Origin of the sequence: Pseudomonas sp. Y39-6, assembly GCF_023651955.1 — a bacterium.
In the GTDB taxonomy this organism is placed as follows: domain Bacteria; phylum Pseudomonadota; class Gammaproteobacteria; order Pseudomonadales; family Pseudomonadaceae; genus Aquipseudomonas; species Aquipseudomonas veronii.
On sequence record NZ_CP069594.1, the window covers coordinates 4,154,908 to 4,173,868 of the forward strand.

An 18,961-nucleotide genomic window follows, 5' to 3' on the forward strand; every position below is an offset into this window, starting at 1 on the left:
GGGTGCGACCGAACTGATGTCACACAATGTTCATACAACGCGGTTCAACTGGCGGGTCGCGATGCACAACGACAAAACCGGCAATGACGCGAAGTCATTGCCGGTTGTGGGGCCAACCCTGTCGAGACGGGGTGTTACAGCGGACGACCGATACCGTTGCAGGTGTTGGTGTCGCCGATGCGCAGCGAGCTGGTGGTGGCAACGAAGTTGTCGTAGACCGCTTTCTGCCAGGTAGTGGACAACGGAATGAACGAGTGGCTGCTGATAGCCGCGTTGTTCACGCCGGTGTAGTGACGTTTCAGGAAAGTCTGGATGCGGGTGTTGTCAGCGGTGTCTTTGTAGCACTGGCTGAAGACCAGGTTGGTGTAGCCGACGATGGGGTAGCCCGCAGTCGGGTTGGCAAACGTAGGGACCCAGTTCAACGGGTCGGTGGCGGCGGCGGAACCGACGGTCGGTGGCGCAATAGTATCGAGAGAAGCTTGAACGTTCACTTCAGTCGGCAGGAAGCCATTGACCGAGGCAACGGCGGCGGCGCTGTTGAACGCTGCGTAGTCAGGGCTGACGTAACCGATGGCACCGTTGTTATTGGTGATCGCGGTGGCGACACCTTGGCTGCCGGTTACAGCGAGGTAGCTTGAACCGACCGGAGCGCTGGTGGCGGGGTCAAAGCCGATGGCGGTGACGAAGCTGTTGCTGACATTCGGTACCGACGCGGGTTTTACCGCTTTGAGGTGGTTGGTAAAAATCTCGGTGGTCCCGCTGGTTTCCTGACGGTAGACCACTTTGATCTGCAGGTCTGGGCCGGCAGCCCCGTTGAATTGCACGTTTTTCCAGTTAGTGATCTTGCCGGCGAAGATATCAGCCAACTGAGCACTGGTGAGCTGCAGCGAGGTTTTACCGTCGATGTGGTAAGGCACGGTCACCGAAGTGGCTTCAGCCGGGACTTGAACCAGCGGGCCATAGGCGGCGCGGCCTTTAACGGTATCAGCGTTGTAAGCAGCCAGTTCCGCGGCGCTCACCACCGAATCGCTACCGGCATAGTCAACGGTGATACCCGAGGCCAATTTCAGCTTGGTCGAATCGTTACCGAAGAACGCCTTCTTGCCGTCGCCGCTGCCCACACCGATGTAGGGGCTAAAACCTGGAATGCTGGCAGAGAGGATGCCGGTAGCCGTCGTCGATGTGGCAGTGCTGCCGTAGAGTTTTTCCGGCAAGGTGGCCCCGCCACCGACCACTGCGGCCATGGATTGGGCCGAAGCCAGTGCTGCAACTGCCAAAGAGGCCGCGATCATAGTGCGCTTAAACATGAAGAATCTCCTTTCGTCGTGTTTGTACGTTTGAGGTAGATGGCTCTTGCATGACGCCATGGCTTCGGTCCCAAGCCGTGTTCCGGGGGGGGCTGGGGGTGAGGCCATGGCTAGAGAATTTCGCAGCTTCCGATGACAGCTAAGGGAAAAAACCTCGGGAGGAAGGGCTTGATTTTTAAAAAGATTCTCGGGTGTTTTGGTCATGGTTTTGAGCGGTTTGGAGGCAGGTGACAGCGCGGTTTCAGTGGGGGTTTCGTCAAGGCGGCGTAGGCTGCGGCGAGGGGCTTGGCTGTGACGAAACGATGAACCCGAGGTTGCGGGCTGGCGGTATCGGCCCACCCCAAAATCAACTGAACAGGTAGGGTCCAATGTGGGAGGGGGCTTGCCCCCGATGAGGGAGTGTCAGCCAAAGATGCATAGACTGACCCATCGCAATCGGGGGCAAGCCCCCTCCCACATTCAGGTCACCAGTTGGTTGATCTCGATGATCGGCAACAGCACCGCCATCACGATCACCAGCACCACCGCGCCCATCACCACGATCATCAATGGCTCGAGCAACGCGGTCATGCCCATGGCACGGCGTTCGATGTCCCGCGACAGGGTCTGCGCCGCGCGTTCGAGCATGGGCGGCAGTGAGCCGGTTTTTTCACCGCTGGCGATCAGGTGGATCAGCACCGGTGGGAACACCTTCTCCACCGCCAGCGCCGGAGCGAGGTTGACGCCCTCGCGCACTTTGGCGGTGGCGTCGTTGACGCACTGGCTCAGGCGCTCGTTGGACAGGGTCTGGCGCGCGGCTTCGAGGGCGCGCAACAGCGGCACGCCAGCACCGCCGAGGATCGCCAGGGTCGAGGCAAATCGGGCGGTGTTCAGGCCCAGCACAAAGCGCCCGATCAGCGGCAAGCGCAGCACGCGGCTGTGCCAGTTCAAGCGCGCCACCGGGTCGCGCAGGTACAGGCGCCAGCCCCAGAAGCTGCCGACGATCCCGGCAAAACACAGCCACCCCCAGGCGCGGATGAAGTCGCTGGCGTTGAGCATCGCCAGCGTCAGCCCCGGCAGGTCCTGGCGCGCCTGGGAGAACGCGCTGACCACCTGGGGCACTACGTAGCTGAGCAGGAAAATCACAATGCCGATGGACACCAGCCCCACCACGCCGGGGTAGATGAATGCGGTGAGGATCTTGCCGCGCAGGTTGTTGCGCTCCTCGATGTAGTCGGCCAGGCGCTCCATCACCTGAGCCAGGTCGCCGGACTCCTCCCCCGCCGCGATCAGCGCACGGTAGATCGACGGAAAGTCCCGTGGCCGTGCCGCCAGGGCATCGGCCAGGCGCATGCCGCCGCGCACATCGGCGCGCACAGCGGCCAGGGTCTGGGCGATGTGTTTTTTCTCGGCCTGTTCCACCGTCGCGCTCAGCGCCGCTTCCAACGGCAGGCTGGCGCCGAGCAGGCTCGCCAGTTGCCGCGTGGCCCAGGCCAGGTCGTTGTCCGACAGCTTGGCGCTGAACAGGCTGCTGCCGCCCGCGGCCTGTTGATTGCCTTCGACCTGCACCAGAAGCGCGGTCAGGCCACGGCTGCGCAACGCGGCAAACGCCGCGCTCTGGCTGTCCGCCTCCAGGTGCCCGGCCTCGACCTTGCCGCTGGCGTCGGCGGCTTCATAGCGATAGCGATTCATCAGGCGTCCCGTGTTACGCGCAGGATTTCTTCGGCCGCGGTGGTGCCGCTGCGCACCCAGCGCTCGCCGTCTTCACGCATGCTGAACATGCCGGCGCGGCGTGCCGCCAGACGCAGCTCCTGCTCGCCAGCGCCCTGGTGGATCAGGCTGCGCACCTCGTCGTCGACGCAGAACAATTCATGGATACCGGTACGCCCGCTGTAGCCGATCTGGTTGCACTGCGCGCAGCCCACCGGGCGCCAGGTGCCCGGCACGGCCGGGTCTGCCTGCTTGCAGTGCGGGCACAGGCGCCGCACCAGGCGCTGGGCCAACACGCCCAACAGTGAAGACGCCAGCAGGAACGGTTCGACGCCCATATCGATCAGGCGGTTGACCGCCGACACCGCATCGTTAGTGTGCAGGGTGGCGAGCACCAGGTGGCCGGTGAGCGAGGCTTGCACGGCGATCTGGGCGGTCTCCAGGTCGCGGATTTCGCCGATCATGATGATGTCCGGGTCCTGGCGCAGGATCGCACGCAAGGCCAGGCCGAAGGTCATGTCGATCTTGGCGTTGACCTGGATCTGGCTGATGCCCGGCAAGTCGTACTCCACCGGGTCTTCGACAGTGAGGATATTGCTGGTGCTCGCATCCAGCCGCGCCAGCGCGGCATAGAGGCTGGTGGTCTTGCCGCTGCCGGTGGGCCCGGTGACCAACACGATGCCGTGGGGCTGGCGGATCAGCGTGTCGAGGCGCGCCAGCAGTTGCGGCTCCATGCCCAGGGTCTCCAGTTGCAGGCGCCCGGCCTGCTTGTCCAGCAAGCGCATCACTACGCGCTCGCCATGCCCGGTGGGCACTGTCGACACGCGGATATCAATCGGCCGCCCGGCCACGCGCAGGGCGATGCGGCCGTCCTGGGGCAGGCGTTTTTCGGCGATGTCGAGCTGGGCCATGATCTTGATCCGCGACACCAGCGCGCCATGCAGCGCCTTGCGCGGCGAGACCACGTCGCGCAGGGTGCCGTCGACGCGGTAGCGCACCACGGAGTGGGTTTCGTAGGGTTCGATATGGATATCACTGGCCTCATCGCGGGCGGCCTGGGTCAGCAAGGCGTTGATCATGCGGATCACCGGCGCGCCGTCCTGGGTGTCGAGCAGGTCGGTGATCTCGGGCATGTCCTGCATCAGGCGGTCGAGGTCGACTTCGTTTTCGGCGGCACCGACCACCGCAGCGGCGCTGCCGGTGTCGGCATAGGCGCTGGCGAGCAGGCCGTCGAGTTCATCATCGCGCACCTGTTCAACGCGGCTCTGGCCGAACTGACGTTGCACTTCGCTGATCGACCAGCCGGGGGTCGACGGGCAGACCGTCAGCAGCAGGCCGGCCTCGCCGGGACGCAGGAGGATGCGTTGGGATTTGGCCCAGGCGTAGGGCAGCAGGCTCATGGGGTTGACCCTTTTGGATTGAGTACATATCCGTTGCTGCGGTAACGGCGGCTTATGGTTCCGCCCTTACGGCGGGCCGCCGCGCACTGTAAATGTGGGAGGGGGCTTGCCCCCGATAGCGGTGTGTCAGTCAATTCATCTGTAACTGAACCACCGCTATCGGGGGCAAGCCCCCTCCCACATTTTGAAGCGGTGAGTGCCCAGGAATTCTCAGTCAAATCCGACTGCACCCGTCTGGGCACTGCATTGATTGCAGCGGAGTTGTGGCACAAATCCAGGCCATGAAAAAACACCGCCCCCCCGCGTAAACACGATGCGAAGCGAGCCGCTTTTGATCTTAAACCACGCAAGCCTGCGTTCGGGCACACCGAGCCCAAGCGAGGTGCCGAGTGGTGGGGCAAGGGCCCTTTGGTTACTTTGGGGTTTTTCCAAAGTGACCCGCCGTGAGGGCGGAACCATAAGCCGCCGTTAGCGAAGCCCCGGATCTGCACTCGCTCAATATCAATCACGAGCCGGCACCGCCCTGATCACCGCCCTCGGCCCAGCCCCCGGAATCGCCTTCTCCACCGACGGCAACTGCGGTGCCTGCACATCCGGCATTGCCCAACTGCGCTCCGGCTGCAAGCCTCCCTGGGCGCGGCGCATGAACTCATAGCGGTTCAACGTGATACTGCGCCCCGCGCCACTGTCGCGAATGATGTAAGGGCGCAAAAACACCATCAGGTTGGTCTTGTTCACACTGCGCTTTTCATTGCGAAACAACGCGCCCAACCCCGGGATATCCGACAGCCACGGCACCGCGTCATTGCTCTGGCTGTAGCCGTCCTGCAACAACCCGCCGAGCACCATGATCTGCCCGTCGTCCAGCAGGATGCTGGTATCGATCGCCCGCTTGTTGGTCACCGTGCCCGCGTCCACCGACGCCCGCGCGTCCACGCTGCTGACTTCCTGGTAGATATCCAGCTTCACCGTGCCGCCTTCGGAAATCTGCGGGCGCACGTTGAGCTTGAGCCCCACTTCTTCGCGCTGCACGGTCTGGAACGGGTTGTTGCTGGTGCCGCCGCCGCCCGTCACATAGCTGCCGGTGACGAACGGAATGGTCTGCCCGACAAAAATGCTCGCGGCTTCGTTGTCCAGGGTCAGCAGGTTCGGTGTCGACAGCACGTTGGTGCCGCCCTTGCTCTTCAAGGCGCGGGCCAGCACTTTGAGGTCGAGCACCTTGCCGATCCCGGGGATGTCGACGCTGCCATCGACCAGGCCGATATTCAGGCCCTTGGGCAGCACATCGATGCTGGTCTTGCTGGTCGACGTGCCATTCACCCCGCTGCCCCCCAGGTTCACCCCGCCAAAACCGCCCTTGCCGCCGAGGTTGCCGGCCTGCCACTGCACGCCGAACTCGCTGGCGTCGTCTTCGTTGACTTCGACGATCAGGCTTTCGATCACCACCTGGGCGCGGCGCTGGTCAAGCATGTCGATCACTTCGCGCAGGTTGCGGTACAGCGGGTCCGGCGCGGAGATCAGCAAGGTGTTGGTGGTGGCGTCGGCCTGGATCGTCACGCCGCCGGCGCTGAACGCGGTGTTCTGATCGCTGGGGCTGCTGCCGGTCGCCGGTTTGTCCTGGCCATACCCGGCCTGCACGCCGCTGCCGGTGGGCGTGCCGCTGCTGTTCTGCGCGGTGCTGTTGCCCTGGGTGCTCTGGGCATTGCCGCCCATGGCACTGAGCTTGCCCCGCGCCTCGTCGCTGACGCCGGACTCGCTCTCGCCGGTGAGCAAGCCGCGCAGCGACTGCGCCAGCTTGCCGGCCTGGGCGTTGCGCAGGTAGACCACGTGCATGTTGCTCGGGTTGCTCTGGGCATTGTCGAGTTTGTAGATCAGGTTGCGCGCCAGCTCGGTGCGCTCGGGGCTGCCGGAACGGATGATGATCGAGTTGGAGCGCGGGTCACCGATCACGTTGATCTTCTGGGTCTGGTCGGCGCCCTGGGTTTCCAGGAGTTCGCTGACCATGGCGGCGATGTCCACGGCGATGCCGTTCTGCACCATCACCACGTCGGTGTCGATGGCGCTGGGGGTGTCGATGCCGTCGATGATCTGCGCCACTCGCGCAAGGTTTTCCGCGTAATCGGTGATGACGATGCTGTTGTTGCCCGGGTAGGCGTTGATCGGGTTGTTCGGCGACACGATCGGGCGCAGCACCGGGATCAGGTTCACCGCGTTTTCATATTGCAGGCGAAAGGTGCGGGTCTGCATGCCGCTGCTGCCGGCGCTGTAGATCGGCCCGCCGAGCAACTTCGCATCGGCCTCCGGCACCACCTGGGCCACGCCGCCGACGTCGACCACGCTGAAGCCCTGCATGCGCAGCGCCGCCAGCAGCATGTCGTAGGCTTGATGCGCCGGCACCTGGCCTTCGCTGACCAGGGTCAGGTTGCCTTTGACTCGAGGGTCGACCAGAAACTGCTGGCCGGTGGCACGGGACAGCGCGCGCACCACCGCCTGGATATCGGCATCGACAAAATTCAACTGCACCGGCTGATCGCCCAGCGGGTTGCGCGTCTTGACCGCAGCCGGCGCGTGGCCACGGGCGCTGTTGGTCAGCGGGTGCTGGACGCGGGGCTTGGGCGCCGGCTCGCGCTGGCGCTCCAGCACGCTCTCGCTGCTGCGCCGGGTGTCGGCCAGGGGCTGGCCGAGTTCGCTGTCCACCTGCAACGGCTTGGTCGGCGACGGGTTGTTGCTGCACGCGCTCAAGGCCAGTAACAGCAGCGGCGCGATCTTGCGAAAAGGCGCAGGGTTGGGGACTGACCACTTCATGAAGCTTCCTTAGCGCCAAGCGCCTGATCCATGCGAACGGTCCCGGACACAGTGCCGGCCGAGTTGTCGATAGCGTCCGCGCTACGCTGCAAGCGCGCCTCGGACACCTCCAGGGAAAACGAACGGGGATTGCCCAGTAACCAGTCCATCACCGCATCGGCCGGCGCGTTGTCGAAGCTCAGGCGCCAGGCGCCGGCATCCAGCGCCTGCAACTGGTAGCGACCTTGCAGGCCGGCGCTGTCCAGGGCCTGTTGCAGCGTGGCGGCATCGGCGGGCCGCGGCGCCGCGACGCCCTGCAACAGCGCGTGCAAGGTGGCGGCCTGGGTGCGCAACTTGGGGGTTTCGGCCTGCCAATACGCGATCGTCTTCAAGGGCGGCTGAATCAGCACCAGCCAGGTCAACAGACCTGCCAGCACCAGGCCGGCGCCGCTGAGCATGCGTTGTTCGCGCAGGGCCAGGCCGCTCCAGAACGCCTGGGCCTGGCTGCGTAGACGGCGCCACTTATTCATCGACGGCTCCCGGTTTTTCGGCGGTTTCCACCGGACCCAACGTCCAGCCATGCTCATCGCGGGTCGCGCTAAACCCGGCCTGGGCCAGCGCCGCTTGCCCATCGCCCGGCGCCGTCGGGCTACGGCTGTCGGCCAGCAAGCCCACGTGCAAGCGGCCCTGTTCGAAGCTCAGGTTGTCGACGTTGCCGACCATGAACGGCAGGCTGCTGCCGGCTACTTGCAGCAGGCTGCCAAAGCGCTGGGCGGGGTCGGCGGCGGCGCCGGTTTGGCGGGCGGCCAACTGTTGGCGGGCCTGCTGCAAGGGGTTGAGGATCACCGGTAATTCGGGGAAGGCCTGGCGCACCTGCTGACTCAGCAGCGCCTTGAGCTGCTGGCCTTCGCCCGCCTGGCGCGCGGCGTACAGGTTCAGGCCCAGGGTCCAGACGGCAGTGGCCAGGGCGACAGCGGCCAGCGCCCTGCCCCAGCCACCGCTCGCCGGTGGGTTGAGGCGGCCGTGCAAGCCCCAGCCAGGCACGGCGCCACTCCAGCGTTGCGCCTCCGGCGCCAGCGGCACCTCCAGCCCTTGATCCAACACCTGTTGTTGCCCGAGCGGATGCACCGCCGCTTGGTGCAGGCTATGGCGTGTCAGCAAATAACCGTCGTGCATGGCCGCGGCGCCGAGCGGCAAGGCATACGGCGCCGGGTACAGGCCGCGCAACCTGAACTGGCCCTGCGCCAACACCTGGCCCAGGCGCTCCAACCCGGCCTTGGACACCCAGGCCACCTGCACGCGCCCATCGCTGTCGCGCGGGCCGTGGGCCACCTGCATCTGCTCCACCGGCCCGAGGATCAACGCCTGTGCGGCACAGGCCACGGCGGCGGCGGTTTTGGCGGCGGCCAGCGGCGGCAGCTCGAGGCTGGTCGACAGGCTGTCGGCGGGGTGCAGGAAGCACTCCACCGACGGCTTGGACCGGCCCAACTGCTGCAGGCTTTCGCAACCCTCGCTCACCACGGTGCCACGCTCCAGCCAGGCAAATTGCACCTGGCTGTCGACCGTCAGTTGATCGAGTGGCGGCAAGCCGATCCGCAGGCGTTTCATGCGCCCACCCGCGACCAGATCACCTGGGGCCGGCGGTCTTCGGGGCGATGCAACAACGCGTCGATCGTTACCCGGCGCTGTTCACGGCGTACCTGGCCCTGCAGGCGAAACCACTCGCTGGTGATGCCCACTTGCACGCTGTCCACCGCCACTTGAGGCAGGTGCAGGCGGTTGACGAAATCGCCACGGTTGATAAACCAGCGCCCGCTGTCGCGCTCGGCCACCAATGCCTGGGCCTGGGCCAGACTGAGTTCCGGCACCACCGCGCTGAGCACTTCGGCACTGGCGGTGTTGCCGTTGACCCAGGTATTGCCGGGCAGCACGCCGACGAAGGTCTGCAGGCGTCGTAACAACAGCGGGTCGAGCCCTTCGATACCGCTCAGGTCATCCAGGCTGCGCAGCATCGGGTAGCGCGCCGGCAGCAGCGTCTTGTTGGTACGTTGATCATAGGAGGCGATCACTCGCCGGCTGATACGTCGGCTCACGGCCGGGTCGATGTCGATCAGGCGGCACAGGCGCTCGAAAGCTTGCAGTTGTTCGGCGTCCAGCCGCTGGCGATTGACCAGGTTGCGCAGGTTGAACTTGCCCTGCTCGTCCTCCAGGCGCCCTTCAAACGCCCCGCCCTGGGGCCGCGCCCACGGCTGATCGAGGCGCGTCAGCACGTCCTTCTGGCGCGCCTCCCACAGCAACAGGCGGCTGTGTTCCAGGCGACCTTGCAACAGCCACTGACCCTGAATGCGCAATTGCTCGGCCTCCACGCTGCGGGTGAATACGCTCTGGCGCGTGAGCATGGCGCCGGCGATCACCGCCACCACCGCCGCGATCAGCAACGCGCTGATAATCGCCATGCCGCGCTGCTTCGCCGCTGCGGGCGAATCCCGTTTCATCGCGCGCCTTACAGCTGCCAGGAGCCGATATCGGCATTCACGCCGTCGCCATCCGGTTGGCCGTCGGCGCCCAGGGAGAACACATCGACCTCGCCGTTGGCGCCTGGGTTGAGATAGTGATAAGGACGGCCCCACGGGTCATTGGGCAGACGGTCGAGGTAGGCGCGCCAGTTGCTGTTTTTCGCATCCGCCGGGCGTTCCACCAGCACTTTGAGGCCCTGGTTCATCGTCGGGTAACTGCCGTGGTCGAGGCGATAGAGTTTCAGCGCCTGCATCAACCCGCCGATGTCCTGTTTCGCCGCGGTGGCCCGCGCCTGGTCCGGACGGTCGAGTACCTTGGGCACCACCATCGCCGCCAGAATCCCGAGAATGACCACCACCACCATGATCTCGATCAGAGTGAAGCCACGCTGGCCGCGAGGGCCTGGCAGTGGGGATGTTAGGCGTGCGATATCCATCTCGACATTCCTTGGCTTGAGTGCATTTCGGGGCGCAGTGTTGCAAGAACACATGTCAGTCGTATTGAAAATCCTCGGGAGTTTCGGTCGCCAATCGGTCAACTGCCAGCGCTAGGCTGCGCACCTGTTTCCAGGCTTTGAGAACGCCATGCGCAGGCACCGCAACGAGCGAGGTTTTACCCTGATTGAAGTGCTGGTGGCGCTGGCGATCATCGCGGTGGCCATGGCCGCGGCCGTGCGCGTGGCCGGGTTGATGACCCAGAGCAACGGCCTGTTGCGCGACAAGTCGATGGCGATGCTGGCGGCGCAAAGCCGGCTGGCGGAGTTGCAGTTGGAGGGGCGTTTGAGCAGCGGTAAGAAGACCTTCGCGTGCGATCAGGGCCGCTTGAAACTGCGTTGCGAGCAGACCCTCAGCAACAGCCCCGACAGTCAGTTGGTGCAGGTCGATGTGCAGGTGCGGGACGCCAGCCGCGAGGCGCCGCCGTTGGCGCGCCTGGCGACGACCCTGGCCAGGCCGCAGGTCAAGGCCGAGTGAGGCGTGGCAATGCGGGCGCCTGCAGCAACGTGTCGAGCTGCACGCGCACCTTCTCGCCGCCGCGTTCGATCTCGACACCGTCACCCGCGATGGCCGTCAAGCGCACGCCGGGGCTGAGGCGCTCGCCGAGCAGAAAACTGCGCGGAGGGCCATCGTTGAGGCTGAGGATCGCCACCGCGCCCCGCGCTCCGGCCAAGACCCCCGAGACCTTGACCTGCAATGCCGTCGGCGCCGTGGAAAACCACTGCAACGCCGGGTTATCGCTGCGCGCCGCCAACACCTCGGCGGCCACCGGCGGCGTGTGGGATTCGGCGGAAGTGAGCAGCAACGGCGTCCAGACCGCCACGCCGGCCAACGCGGCAACCACGGCCAGTGCCTGCACGCCGAGGGCGGGAGAAAAACGAAGGGCAAGTGCCATGGGTGGACCTCCTGTTTGTCCGTGGCATCAGCCTACAGGCCAATTCGCACGTTTTTATTTCATAACCTCGCCAGCTTTCCAGGTGCCGCCCCATGAAACAGCAAGGTTTCACCCTGATCGAACTGATGGTGGTGCTGGTGATCATCGGCATTGCCAGCGCCGCCATCAGCCTGACCATCAAGCCCGACCCGCTGCACCTGCTGCGTAAGGATGCCGAGCGTTTGAGTCAGTTGCTGCAAGTAGCCCAGGCCGAAGCCCGCGCCGATGGGCGGCCGATCACCTGGCGCGCGGACGCCAAGGGTTTCCGCTTCAACCGTCGCAGCGATGACGGCCTCGGCGTGGAGTCATTCCAGGGCGACACCCAACTGCGCCCGCGCCTATGGGAGAGCACGCCGATGCAGGTCACGATCGAGCCGCGGCAAACCTTGGTGCTCGACGCCGAATGGATCAACCCGCCGGTGCGGGTCGAGCTGTCCGACGGGCAACACCGCCTCAGCCTGCAACGTGATGCCGCCGGTTTGATGCGCGTGGTGAGCCAGCCATGAGTGCCTCGCAGAAAGGCTTCACGCTGATTGAGGTGATGGTGGCGATCATGCTGATGGCGCTGGTCAGCCTCATCGCCTGGCGCGGCCTCGACAGCGTGACCCGTGCGGATCAGCACTTGCAGGCCAGCACGGAACAGACCGAGGCGTTGTTGCGGGCGCTGAACCAGTTGCAGCGCGATCTCAACATGCGCGCCAGCGTGGAGCTGAGCGTGCCGGCTTCTCTGCAAGCCGATAAAACCAAGCCCAGCGGGTTGGCGGCGGTGACGGTGCGCAGTTCCGACAGCAAGGGCTTTCGCCTGGACGTGATCCGCAGCGCGCCGGTCGCGGCGGATGGGCTGCAACGGGTGCGGTGGTGGCTCAAGGGCGACAGCCTGTACCGCGCAGCCGCACCGGCGCGGGATCGCTTTCCGTTGCCGGCGGCTAAGGATGGGGTGGTGGTGTTGACCGGGGTCAGTGATCTGCAGGTGCGGGTTTGGGAGGCGGACAAGGGCTGGCGGCAGTTGAGCGGGAATCGGCGGGAAGATCCGCTGGGGCTGGAGGTGAGCCTGGTGCGGCAGACGGCGCAGGGGGTGGAGCGGTATCGGCAGGTGGTGGGGCCGCTTTGGTAGGGGTGGGTGATGGGGGCATATTCGTTTTTTCGGTAATGGCGGCTTGGGGTTTTGATGGGGGACATATCCGTTTTTTTGGTAACGGCCGCTTAGGGTTCCGCTCTTACAGCGGGTCACTTTGGAAAAGCCCCAAAGTAACCAAAGGGCTCTTGCCCCACCACTCGGCACCTCGCCTAGGCTCGGTGTGCCCGAACGCAGGCATTACTCCGCGGGCCGCCGTCACGGGCCATCCATGGCCCGGGACGGCTAAACCGGCATCCCTGCCGGTTTACCCGCTGCGTAACACCTGCGTTCGGCCAGCGTGGTTTTACGGGGCGCCTAAGATCAAGATCAAGAACAGAGCAAAAGCAGATCAAAAGCAGATCAAGAGCAGAGCAAGGTCTATCTGATCTATGGAGATCCAAATGTGGGAGGGGGCTTGCCCCCGATAGCGGTGGGTCAGTCATGCATGTAGTGGCTGACATATTGCTATCGGGGGCAAGCCCCCTCCCACATTTTTGACCCGGTTCGGCTTCCAGGATCAGGTCAGCTATAAGGCCGCCTCGCTTTGGCTTTTGATCTTAGGCGAGGCACCAAGTGGTGGGGCAAGAGCCCTTTGGTTACTTTGGGGCTTTTTGTACGGACCGGAACCATAAGCCGCCGTAACCTAAATAACGGATATGTACTCAATCCAACCCAATCCAAAAAAAATGCCCGGTCAACCTAACTCAACAACACCACCCCCCCCGGCAATTCCGTACACTTCGCCCCATACGCATCACGAATCAACAACGCCACCCCCGCCAATTGCTGCAAACTGAACCGCGCCTGCACCCGGCGCTGGCCCAGTTGTTTGTTCAATAACACCAGCATCCCCGGCCGGTAGCGATTGATCTCGTCCACCACCGTCGCCAGCGTCGCGTTGTTGAACACCAGCACCTGCTCGCGCCAAGCCACCACCGCCTGGGCGTCCACCGTCTCCACCGCGCCGATCCCGGCGGCGCCATAGGTGAGTTGCCGGCCACTCTCCATGTGTACAGTGCGTCCGGCGACATCCACCGACAGCCACCCTTCGATACAGGTGACGCACACGTTGCGATCGGTATGCCGCACATTGAACCGCGCCTGTGCCGCACTGACCCAGCCAGCGCCGGCCTGGACCTTGAGCGGCTGGGCCACATGGGCGAGCACTTCGACTTCGCCTTCGAGCAATTCGATCCCCTGCCCCACCCGGCTGATGCGCGTCTGGGTATTGAGTTCCAGGCTCACGCCGTCGCTCAACAGTACCTGGCGCTGCTCGCCGACCGCAGTGCGATAGTCCGCGGTCAAGCCGGCCAGCCCACCCGGGGCGCCGACGCCCACCATCACCAACGCCGCCGACGCCGCTATTGCGCCGCCGAGGAAGGCTCGCCGGCCAAAATGGCGCGGGGGCTGCGCCTGTTCAGCCGCTGTGCCCACTTGCCGCCATAACGTCTTGGCCTGCTCGAACGCCTGGGCATGCTCCGGGCTCTGGGCGCACCACGCTTTCAGGGCCTTGGCATCGGCTACGGTGGCCCGACCCGAGGTCAGCAGAAGCAGCCAGTCGCGGGCTTCATCGTGCAATGGGCTGGCGGGGGTTGCCCGGGCGGTGGAGAGGCTAAAAATGTTCAAGCGCGCAAATACTCACGGATTTATCAGGGACTCAACACTAAGACGGTTTTCCGGCCCCGGGACCGAACCGCTGGATCACTTTTCTTTCCAGGCGCTTGGCACAGTGGCCCAGGGCGGCCTTGATTTCCTTTTCGACCATGCGCGTGGAAATGCCGAAACGTTGGGAGATTTCCAGGTGCGGCGCTTCTTCCAGGCGCGCGGCGATGAGGATCTTGCGACGGCGCGCCGGCAGTTCGTAGAGCGCCTTGACCAGGGACTGGATTTCTTTCTGCCCGCCCACTACCCGCGAGGGGTCCTGGGCTTCATCGGCGCTTTGCAGCAGCTCTTCGACTTCGCTGCCGGTCAACAGCCGGGCGTCGGCTTCGCGGCGATCGGCGGCGATGTTCAAGGCCATGCGGTACAGGTAGGCATTGGGCTGCGCCAGGTTCGGCGGCATGTCCATGCGATCGACGCGCAGGTAGGTTTCGTGCAGCACATCGTTGGCCAGGTCCTCCGAGCCCAGGCGCTTGCGCAGACGCACCTTGAACTCCTCGTAGGACGCCAGGAACAGGCTGACCATCGTGCTGTGCCCGGAATCTTTCATCCGCCCCAGGCTCCTTTCCCTGCTGTGCATTCCATGCGCGTTCCTGTTGTGTCGGGCATCAAAAGTAAAGTCACCGGCTGGCGCAGCGAGCTCGGCGCCGGGCGTTCGACCCGGGCAGCGCCCAGGCTGCGCACCAGGGCTTCATCGCGTTGTTCATCGCCGGTGGAACTGACCAACCGGCTGTATTCGATCAACCCCTGAGGGCTGACCCAGACCTGCACCAGCGCTCTGAAGCTGCCGGGGTGGGTCAACGGCGAACGGCACAGGCTGGTTTCGATCGCCTGTTGCAACGCCGCGGCATAGCTGTTGTTGATCCGTGCTGCGTTGCGTGCCGATGCACCACGGGCGGCAGGGGGTTGGCTGACCTCGGGCAGTTGCAAGGTGAACGCGTCACTGCGTGCATAGCGCGCCATCAGGCCACTCCCCGTCAGCAACATCGCCAAAGCCTCCTGCGCCGTGAAGCGCCCGCGCACGCTGATGGAGCGCCGGCCCCGCGTCAGTTCACGGTCGACCAGCACCGCCATGCCGGTGGCGCGGCTGTACGCTTGCAGTGCGTGTTCCAGATCTTGTGCCGGCAGGTCCAGTATCAACAGCGGCGGCTCTGCCCTCGCCGGGGTACCCAGCGCCAGCAGCAACAGCAAGGCCAGGGCACCGATGGCGCGCCGCAAGCCCCACTGTTCACCCCCCGCTCTGCATCGCTGCACGGCCGACGTGTCCTTGAAAACCGTCATCCTGAGGCCAGTTTATGAACCTGATGTTACGGTGATAGCAAAAAAAACATCACGGTGATGGGAAACCCGCTGCACTACACTTTCAAGCCTTATCGGCCCAATTCCCCAGGCCCGCCAGGAGGCCCCATGAAGCGACTCCCCACCCTCGCCAGCCTGTTGCTGTGTACCGCGCTGCCCCTGCTCGCCCACGCCGAAACCGCCGCCAAAGGCTGCACCGAGGTGACGGTGGATGGCTATAAGGCTCCTGACTATGGCTGCCTGGGCCAGCAGATGGGCAACAACGCGGACGCGGCCAAGGCGGCGCAGAAAAACCGCGAGGCGCAGAACGTACCGGTGCAGAAGCGGCCGCCGAATCAGGTGGGACTGTCCACCCCGGCGGCGACCAGCATTCGCATGGGCAATACGTTCGGGACGTCGGTCAAACCGCAGCGGCCTTGAACCTCTGACAGGCCATCAAGGCTGAACCGCTCAACCGAGCACGCCCATACAATTCGCTTGGCTGCCCTACCCCCTAATCTCCTGACTTTCCAAAAAGGCGGGAGAGTAGGCATGTACAAAAAAGTGAGAACGGTATCGCTGGCATTGACGCTGTTGACCGGCGCCATGATGAACTGCGCCTTTGCGGCGACGCCAGCGGTCGCCGTGGCACCGCAATATGACACTAGCCATGTGTACGTCGCCCCGGCCGATGTGGACCGTTTCACCCAGAGCTTCCTCGCCACTTTCGGCGGCAGGAGCACGCCTCAGGTGGTGGTGAATGTGCTGCCGGTGCCCAGCAGCACCACCTCGCAGTTGCTGCAGACGCCAGCAGGCACAGTGTCGCTGTTTGGCTTCACCACCCCCATCCCGCATCCGTTCGGCCAGGAGCGCAACGGCTATCTGGTCAAGGACATGGACGCAGCGCTCAAAGCCGCCCGGGACAACGGTGCGGCGGTGATCGTCAGCGATTTTCCCGACCCGATTGGCCGGGACGCGGTGATCCAATGGCCAGGTGGTGTGAACATGCAGCTCTACTGGCACACCAAGACCCCAGACTACGCGGCGTTCCAGACCCTACCGGAAAACCGCGTTTACCTCTCCGCCGATCGCGCCGACACGTTCATCCGGTCGTTCCTGGGCTTCTCCCATGGCAAGGTGCTGGCCGATGACAAGCACGCATCCGCGGTCGATGTGGGCCAGGTCAGCGGCACCTACCGGCGCGTCGAGATCGAATCGCCGTTCGGACGCATGACGGTGCTGGTCACTAACGGCCAACTGCCCTACCCGTTTGGGCATGAAACCACCGGCTACCAAGTGGCGGACCTGACCGCCACGCTCGGTAAAGCCACCGGCTCGGGTGCCAAAGTGCTGGTGCCGGCCTTCACCAGTAAAAACCGGCGCAGCGCGCTGGTTGAATTCCCGGGCGGCTATATCGCGGAAATTCACCAGCTCAATACGGTGCACTGAGCCCATGCCAATGACTCGACGCACCGGCTGGGGCCTGGCTGTGCTGTGGCCGCTGCTCGCCAGCAGTGGCCATGCAGACGAGTTGGCCACGCGACCGGCGATCAAGACCAACCGCTGGCAGGAAGACTGGTCCGTACTCAGCGATCCGGCGCTGCGCACGCAGCCACTGGACAGCTTGAAGTACCTCCCGCTGTCCAGCGCCAACCCATTCACCTACCTGTCCCTCGGCGCAACATTGCGCGAGCGCTTCGAGATGAACGATGCCAGCGGTTTTGGCGTACACAATGTGGCCCGTGATAGCTACTTGCTCCAACGCTTCCAGGTCCATGCCGACCTGCACTTGAATGAAAACTGGCGTGTGTTCACCCAACTCGAAGATGTGCGGGCCTACGACAAGACCACGATCGGCGGCGCCGATCAGAACCGCGTGGACCTACGCCTGGCCTTCGCCGAATACATCAACACCTTCGACGCCGGCACCTTCAAGAGCCGTATCGGCCGCCAGGACTTTGCCTTTGACTTGCAGCGTTTCATCTCGTCGCGGGACGGCCCGAATGTGCGGCAATCCTTTGATGCGCTGTGGGCCGACTGGGAGACCCGTCAGTGGCGCTTTATCGGCATCGCCAGCCAGCCGGTGCAGTATCAGGACGGGCGGCACTTCGACGACACATCCAACAGCGATGCGCGCTTTCATATGCTGCGGGTCGAGCGACTGGTAGGCGGCAAGAATGAACTGTCAGCCTACTACGGCGTGTATGAGCGCAGCGCCGCGCACTATCTGGATGCGGACGGCGATGAAACCCGCCATTTCGTCGACGCACGCCTGGGCGGGGCGGCCCAGGGTTTCGACTGGGACATCGAAGCCATGCTGCAAAGCGGCTCGGTAGGCCACAAGGACATTCGCGCCTGGGCCGGCGGCAGCCGCACCGGATACACCTTCGATAGCCTGGCGTGGAAACCGCGCATCGGCCTGCAATTGGATATTGCCTCGGGCGACCGTAAAGCCGGCGACGGCACCCTCGGCACTTTCAACCCGCTGTTTCCCAACGGCTACTATTTTTCCCTGGCGGGCTATACGGGCTACAGCAACCTGATTCACGTCAAGCCCTCGATCACCGTTCAGCCTGTCGACAAGCTGAGCGTGCAGACCGCCGTCGGCCTGCTCTGGCGGCAGACCACCAGCGACGCGGTCTACACCCAGCCGAACTTGCCGGTCGCCGGCACCGCAGGCCAGGGTGATCGCTGGACCGGTGCTTACGCTCAACTGCGTACCGACTATGTATTTACGCCAAACCTCAGCGGCGCGGTTGAAGCGGTGCATTACGCAGTCGGCCGGACCTTGCGCGATGCCGGAGGCGACGACAGTCATTATTTGGGGGTAGAGCTCAAGTTCAGTTGGTGAACCCAAGCAAGCACACCCATACAAGCCCGTTGCCCGGTTTGGGGCAATAGTGATCCTGATGTTTTTCGTTCCTCAACCAAGGAGTTTTCCATGAGCACATTCGTTGCCAAAGACGGTACCCAGATCTACTTCAAGGACTGGGGCAGCGGTAAACCCGTGTTGTTCAGCCATGGCTGGCCGCTGGACGCCGACATGTGGGAATACCAGATGGAATACCTGAGCAGCCGCGGCTTTCGCACCATTGCGTTTGACCGCCGGGGTTTCGGGCGCTCGGATCAGCCGTGGAGCGGTAACGACTACAACACCTTTGCCGACGATATCGCCCAACTGATCGAACACCTGGACCTCAAGGACGTGACCCTGGTCGGCTTTTCCATGGGTGGCGGCGACGTCGCGCGCTACATCGCCCGCCACGGCAGTGCCCGTGTCGCCGGCCTGGTGCTGCTGGGCGCGGTGACGCCGCTGTTCGGTCAGAAACCGGACTACCCGCAGGGTGTGCCCACCGATGTGTTCGACGGTATCAAGGCCGGCCTGCTGAAGGATCGGGCGCAGTTCATTGCTGATTTCAACTCGGCGTTCTTCGGCATCAACAAAGGCCAGAAAGTCTCCGACGGCGTACTGACGCAAACCCTGCAGATCGCCCTGCTGGCATCGCTCAAGTCGACCGTGGATTGCGTCACCGCCTTCTCCGAGACCGACTTCCGCCCGGACATGGCCAAGATCGACGTGCCGACCCTGGTGATCCACGGCGATGGCGACCAGATCGTACCGTTCGAAACCACCGGCAAGGTAGCGGCCGAGATGATCAAGGGCGCCGAGCTGAAGGTCTACAAAGACGCGCCGCACGGGTTTGCAGTGACCCACGCCCAGGCATTGAACGAAGACCTGCTGGCGTTCCTGAACCGCTGAACCGCTTAGATCCCGCTCTCCT

Annotated in this window: 19 protein-coding genes; 7 read left to right on the top strand and 12 right to left on the bottom strand. The window is 64.2% G+C overall.

Features of this window, described 5'->3' with window-relative positions; all coding sequences use genetic code 11:
- Window positions 1–134: 134 nt before the first annotated feature.
- From JN756_RS18655 to gspG, 8 genes are all read right to left on the bottom strand, one after another.
- Window positions 135–1,307: a substrate-binding domain-containing protein gene (locus JN756_RS18655; RefSeq protein WP_046383046.1), complete on the bottom strand. Its 1,173-nt coding sequence runs from the start codon at window positions 1,305–1,307 to the stop codon at window positions 135–137.
- Between the two features lie 459 nt (window positions 1,308–1,766).
- Entirely contained in the window at window positions 1,767–2,978 is a 1,212-nt protein-coding gene (gspF, locus tag JN756_RS18660) for a type II secretion system inner membrane protein GspF (protein WP_017849141.1), read from the bottom strand.
- Window positions 2,978–4,396: a type II secretion system ATPase GspE gene (gene gspE, locus JN756_RS18665; protein ID WP_177030137.1), complete on the bottom strand. Its 1,419-nt coding sequence runs from the start codon at window positions 4,394–4,396 to the stop codon at window positions 2,978–2,980. Before gspE ends, gspF begins: the two co-directional genes overlap by 1 nt.
- Window positions 4,397–4,897: 501 nt before the next feature.
- Entirely contained in the window at window positions 4,898–7,201 is a 2,304-nt protein-coding gene (gene gspD / locus JN756_RS18670; protein ID WP_126588325.1) for a type II secretion system secretin GspD, read from the bottom strand.
- Window positions 7,198–7,710: a type II secretion system protein M gene (locus JN756_RS18675; protein ID WP_017849138.1), complete on the bottom strand. Its 513-nt coding sequence runs from the start codon at window positions 7,708–7,710 to the stop codon at window positions 7,198–7,200. Before JN756_RS18675 ends, gspD begins: the two co-directional genes overlap by 4 nt.
- Window positions 7,703–8,788, bottom strand: coding sequence for a type II secretion system protein GspL (gene gspL, locus JN756_RS18680; RefSeq protein ID WP_201021167.1), 1,086 nt, complete (start codon window positions 8,786–8,788; stop codon window positions 7,703–7,705). The genes JN756_RS18675 and gspL overlap by 8 nt, the downstream gene beginning before the upstream one ends.
- A complete protein-coding gene (gspK, locus tag JN756_RS18685; RefSeq protein WP_201021168.1) occupies window positions 8,785–9,675 on the bottom strand; it encodes a type II secretion system minor pseudopilin GspK in 891 nt (296 codons plus the stop codon). The genes gspL and gspK overlap by 4 nt, the downstream gene beginning before the upstream one ends.
- Before the next feature lie 8 nt (window positions 9,676–9,683).
- A complete protein-coding gene (gene gspG, locus JN756_RS18690; protein ID WP_108525149.1) occupies window positions 9,684–10,133 on the bottom strand; it encodes a type II secretion system major pseudopilin GspG in 450 nt (149 codons plus the stop codon).
- 148 nt (window positions 10,134–10,281) lie between these two features.
- On the opposite strand from gspG, the gene gspI reads away from it, so the two are divergent.
- A complete protein-coding gene (gene gspI, locus JN756_RS18695) occupies window positions 10,282–10,668 on the top strand; it encodes a type II secretion system minor pseudopilin GspI (RefSeq protein ID WP_017849134.1) in 387 nt (128 codons plus the stop codon).
- Here gspI and JN756_RS18700 read toward each other — a convergent pair.
- The gene (locus JN756_RS18700) at window positions 10,655–11,086 is read right to left on the bottom strand and encodes a type II secretion system protein N (protein ID WP_201021169.1); all 432 of its coding nucleotides are present in this window, start codon (window positions 11,084–11,086) and stop codon (window positions 10,655–10,657) included. The genes gspI and JN756_RS18700 overlap by 14 nt on opposite strands.
- A gap of 92 nt (window positions 11,087–11,178) precedes the next feature.
- Here JN756_RS18700 and gspH point away from each other — a divergent pair, with 92 nt between their 5' ends.
- Together gspH and JN756_RS18710 are read left to right on the top strand one after the other, a co-directional pair.
- A complete protein-coding gene (gspH, locus tag JN756_RS18705; protein WP_046383040.1) occupies window positions 11,179–11,631 on the top strand; it encodes a type II secretion system minor pseudopilin GspH in 453 nt (150 codons plus the stop codon).
- Entirely contained in the window at window positions 11,628–12,239 is a 612-nt protein-coding gene (locus JN756_RS18710; protein WP_046383039.1) for a type II secretion system protein GspJ, read from the top strand. Before gspH ends, JN756_RS18710 begins: the two co-directional genes overlap by 4 nt.
- Window positions 12,240–12,941: 702 nt before the next feature.
- On the opposite strand, the gene JN756_RS18715 is transcribed toward JN756_RS18710, so the two are convergent.
- Genes JN756_RS18715 through JN756_RS18725 form a run of 3 tightly spaced genes read right to left on the bottom strand, consistent with a single transcriptional unit; the run spans window position 12,942 to window position 15,092 of the window.
- A complete protein-coding gene (locus JN756_RS18715) occupies window positions 12,942–13,868 on the bottom strand; it encodes a FecR family protein (RefSeq protein ID WP_057004378.1) in 927 nt (308 codons plus the stop codon).
- 37 nt (window positions 13,869–13,905) lie between these two features.
- The gene (locus JN756_RS18720) at window positions 13,906–14,451 is read right to left on the bottom strand and encodes an RNA polymerase sigma factor (RefSeq protein ID WP_017846682.1); all 546 of its coding nucleotides are present in this window, start codon (window positions 14,449–14,451) and stop codon (window positions 13,906–13,908) included.
- Window positions 14,448–15,092: a secretin and TonB N-terminal domain-containing protein gene (locus JN756_RS18725; RefSeq protein WP_126588347.1), complete on the bottom strand. Its 645-nt coding sequence runs from the start codon at window positions 15,090–15,092 to the stop codon at window positions 14,448–14,450. Before JN756_RS18725 ends, JN756_RS18720 begins: the two co-directional genes overlap by 4 nt.
- 216 nt (window positions 15,093–15,308) lie before the next feature.
- Here JN756_RS18725 and JN756_RS18730 point away from each other — a divergent pair, with 216 nt between their 5' ends.
- From JN756_RS18730 to JN756_RS18745, 4 genes are all read left to right on the top strand, one after another.
- Window positions 15,309–15,620: a hypothetical protein gene (locus JN756_RS18730; protein ID WP_046383038.1), complete on the top strand. Its 312-nt coding sequence runs from the start codon at window positions 15,309–15,311 to the stop codon at window positions 15,618–15,620.
- A 111-nt stretch (window positions 15,621–15,731) separates the two neighbouring features.
- A complete protein-coding gene (locus JN756_RS18735) occupies window positions 15,732–16,628 on the top strand; it encodes a hypothetical protein (protein WP_057004379.1) in 897 nt (298 codons plus the stop codon).
- Window positions 16,629–16,638: 10 nt separating this feature from the next.
- On the top strand, window positions 16,639–18,030 hold the full coding sequence (locus tag JN756_RS18740; RefSeq protein WP_201021170.1) for an alginate export family protein: 1,392 nt from the start codon (window positions 16,639–16,641) through the stop codon (window positions 18,028–18,030).
- Window positions 18,031–18,120: 90 nt separating this feature from the next.
- Window positions 18,121–18,939 (top strand): alpha/beta fold hydrolase, encoded by an 819-nt coding sequence (locus tag JN756_RS18745; protein ID WP_108525145.1) that lies wholly within the window; start codon window positions 18,121–18,123, stop codon window positions 18,937–18,939.
- Window positions 18,940–18,961: the final 22 nt, after the last annotated feature.

Bases quoted from the DNA above. Each gene is read 5' to 3' on its own strand.
- JN756_RS18655 (WP_046383046.1), bottom strand. From the start codon at position 1,307: ATGTTTAAGCGCACTATGATCGCGGCCTCTTTGGCAGTTGCAGCACTG.
- gspF (WP_017849141.1), bottom strand. From the start codon at position 2,978: ATGAATCGCTATCGCTATGAAGCCGCCGACGCCAGCGGCAAGGTCGAG.
- gspE (WP_177030137.1), bottom strand. From the start codon at position 4,396: ATGAGCCTGCTGCCCTACGCCTGGGCCAAATCCCAACGCATCCTCCTG.
- gspD (WP_126588325.1), bottom strand. From the start codon at position 7,201: ATGAAGTGGTCAGTCCCCAACCCTGCGCCTTTTCGCAAGATCGCGCCG.
- JN756_RS18675 (WP_017849138.1), bottom strand. From the start codon at position 7,710: ATGAATAAGTGGCGCCGTCTACGCAGCCAGGCCCAGGCGTTCTGGAGC.
- gspL (WP_201021167.1), bottom strand. From the start codon at position 8,788: ATGAAACGCCTGCGGATCGGCTTGCCGCCACTCGATCAACTGACGGTC.
- gspK (WP_201021168.1), bottom strand. From the start codon at position 9,675: ATGAAACGGGATTCGCCCGCAGCGGCGAAGCAGCGCGGCATGGCGATT.
- gspG (WP_108525149.1), bottom strand. From the start codon at position 10,133: ATGGATATCGCACGCCTAACATCCCCACTGCCAGGCCCTCGCGGCCAG.
- gspI (WP_017849134.1), top strand. From the start codon at position 10,282: ATGCGCAGGCACCGCAACGAGCGAGGTTTTACCCTGATTGAAGTGCTG.
- JN756_RS18700 (WP_201021169.1), bottom strand. From the start codon at position 11,086: ATGGCACTTGCCCTTCGTTTTTCTCCCGCCCTCGGCGTGCAGGCACTG.
- gspH (WP_046383040.1), top strand. From the start codon at position 11,179: ATGAAACAGCAAGGTTTCACCCTGATCGAACTGATGGTGGTGCTGGTG.
- JN756_RS18710 (WP_046383039.1), top strand. From the start codon at position 11,628: ATGAGTGCCTCGCAGAAAGGCTTCACGCTGATTGAGGTGATGGTGGCG.
- JN756_RS18720 (WP_017846682.1), bottom strand. From the start codon at position 14,451: ATGAAAGATTCCGGGCACAGCACGATGGTCAGCCTGTTCCTGGCGTCC.
- JN756_RS18730 (WP_046383038.1), top strand. From the start codon at position 15,309: ATGAAGCGACTCCCCACCCTCGCCAGCCTGTTGCTGTGTACCGCGCTG.
- JN756_RS18735 (WP_057004379.1), top strand. From the start codon at position 15,732: ATGTACAAAAAAGTGAGAACGGTATCGCTGGCATTGACGCTGTTGACC.
- JN756_RS18740 (WP_201021170.1), top strand. From the start codon at position 16,639: ATGACTCGACGCACCGGCTGGGGCCTGGCTGTGCTGTGGCCGCTGCTC.
- JN756_RS18745 (WP_108525145.1), top strand. From the start codon at position 18,121: ATGAGCACATTCGTTGCCAAAGACGGTACCCAGATCTACTTCAAGGAC.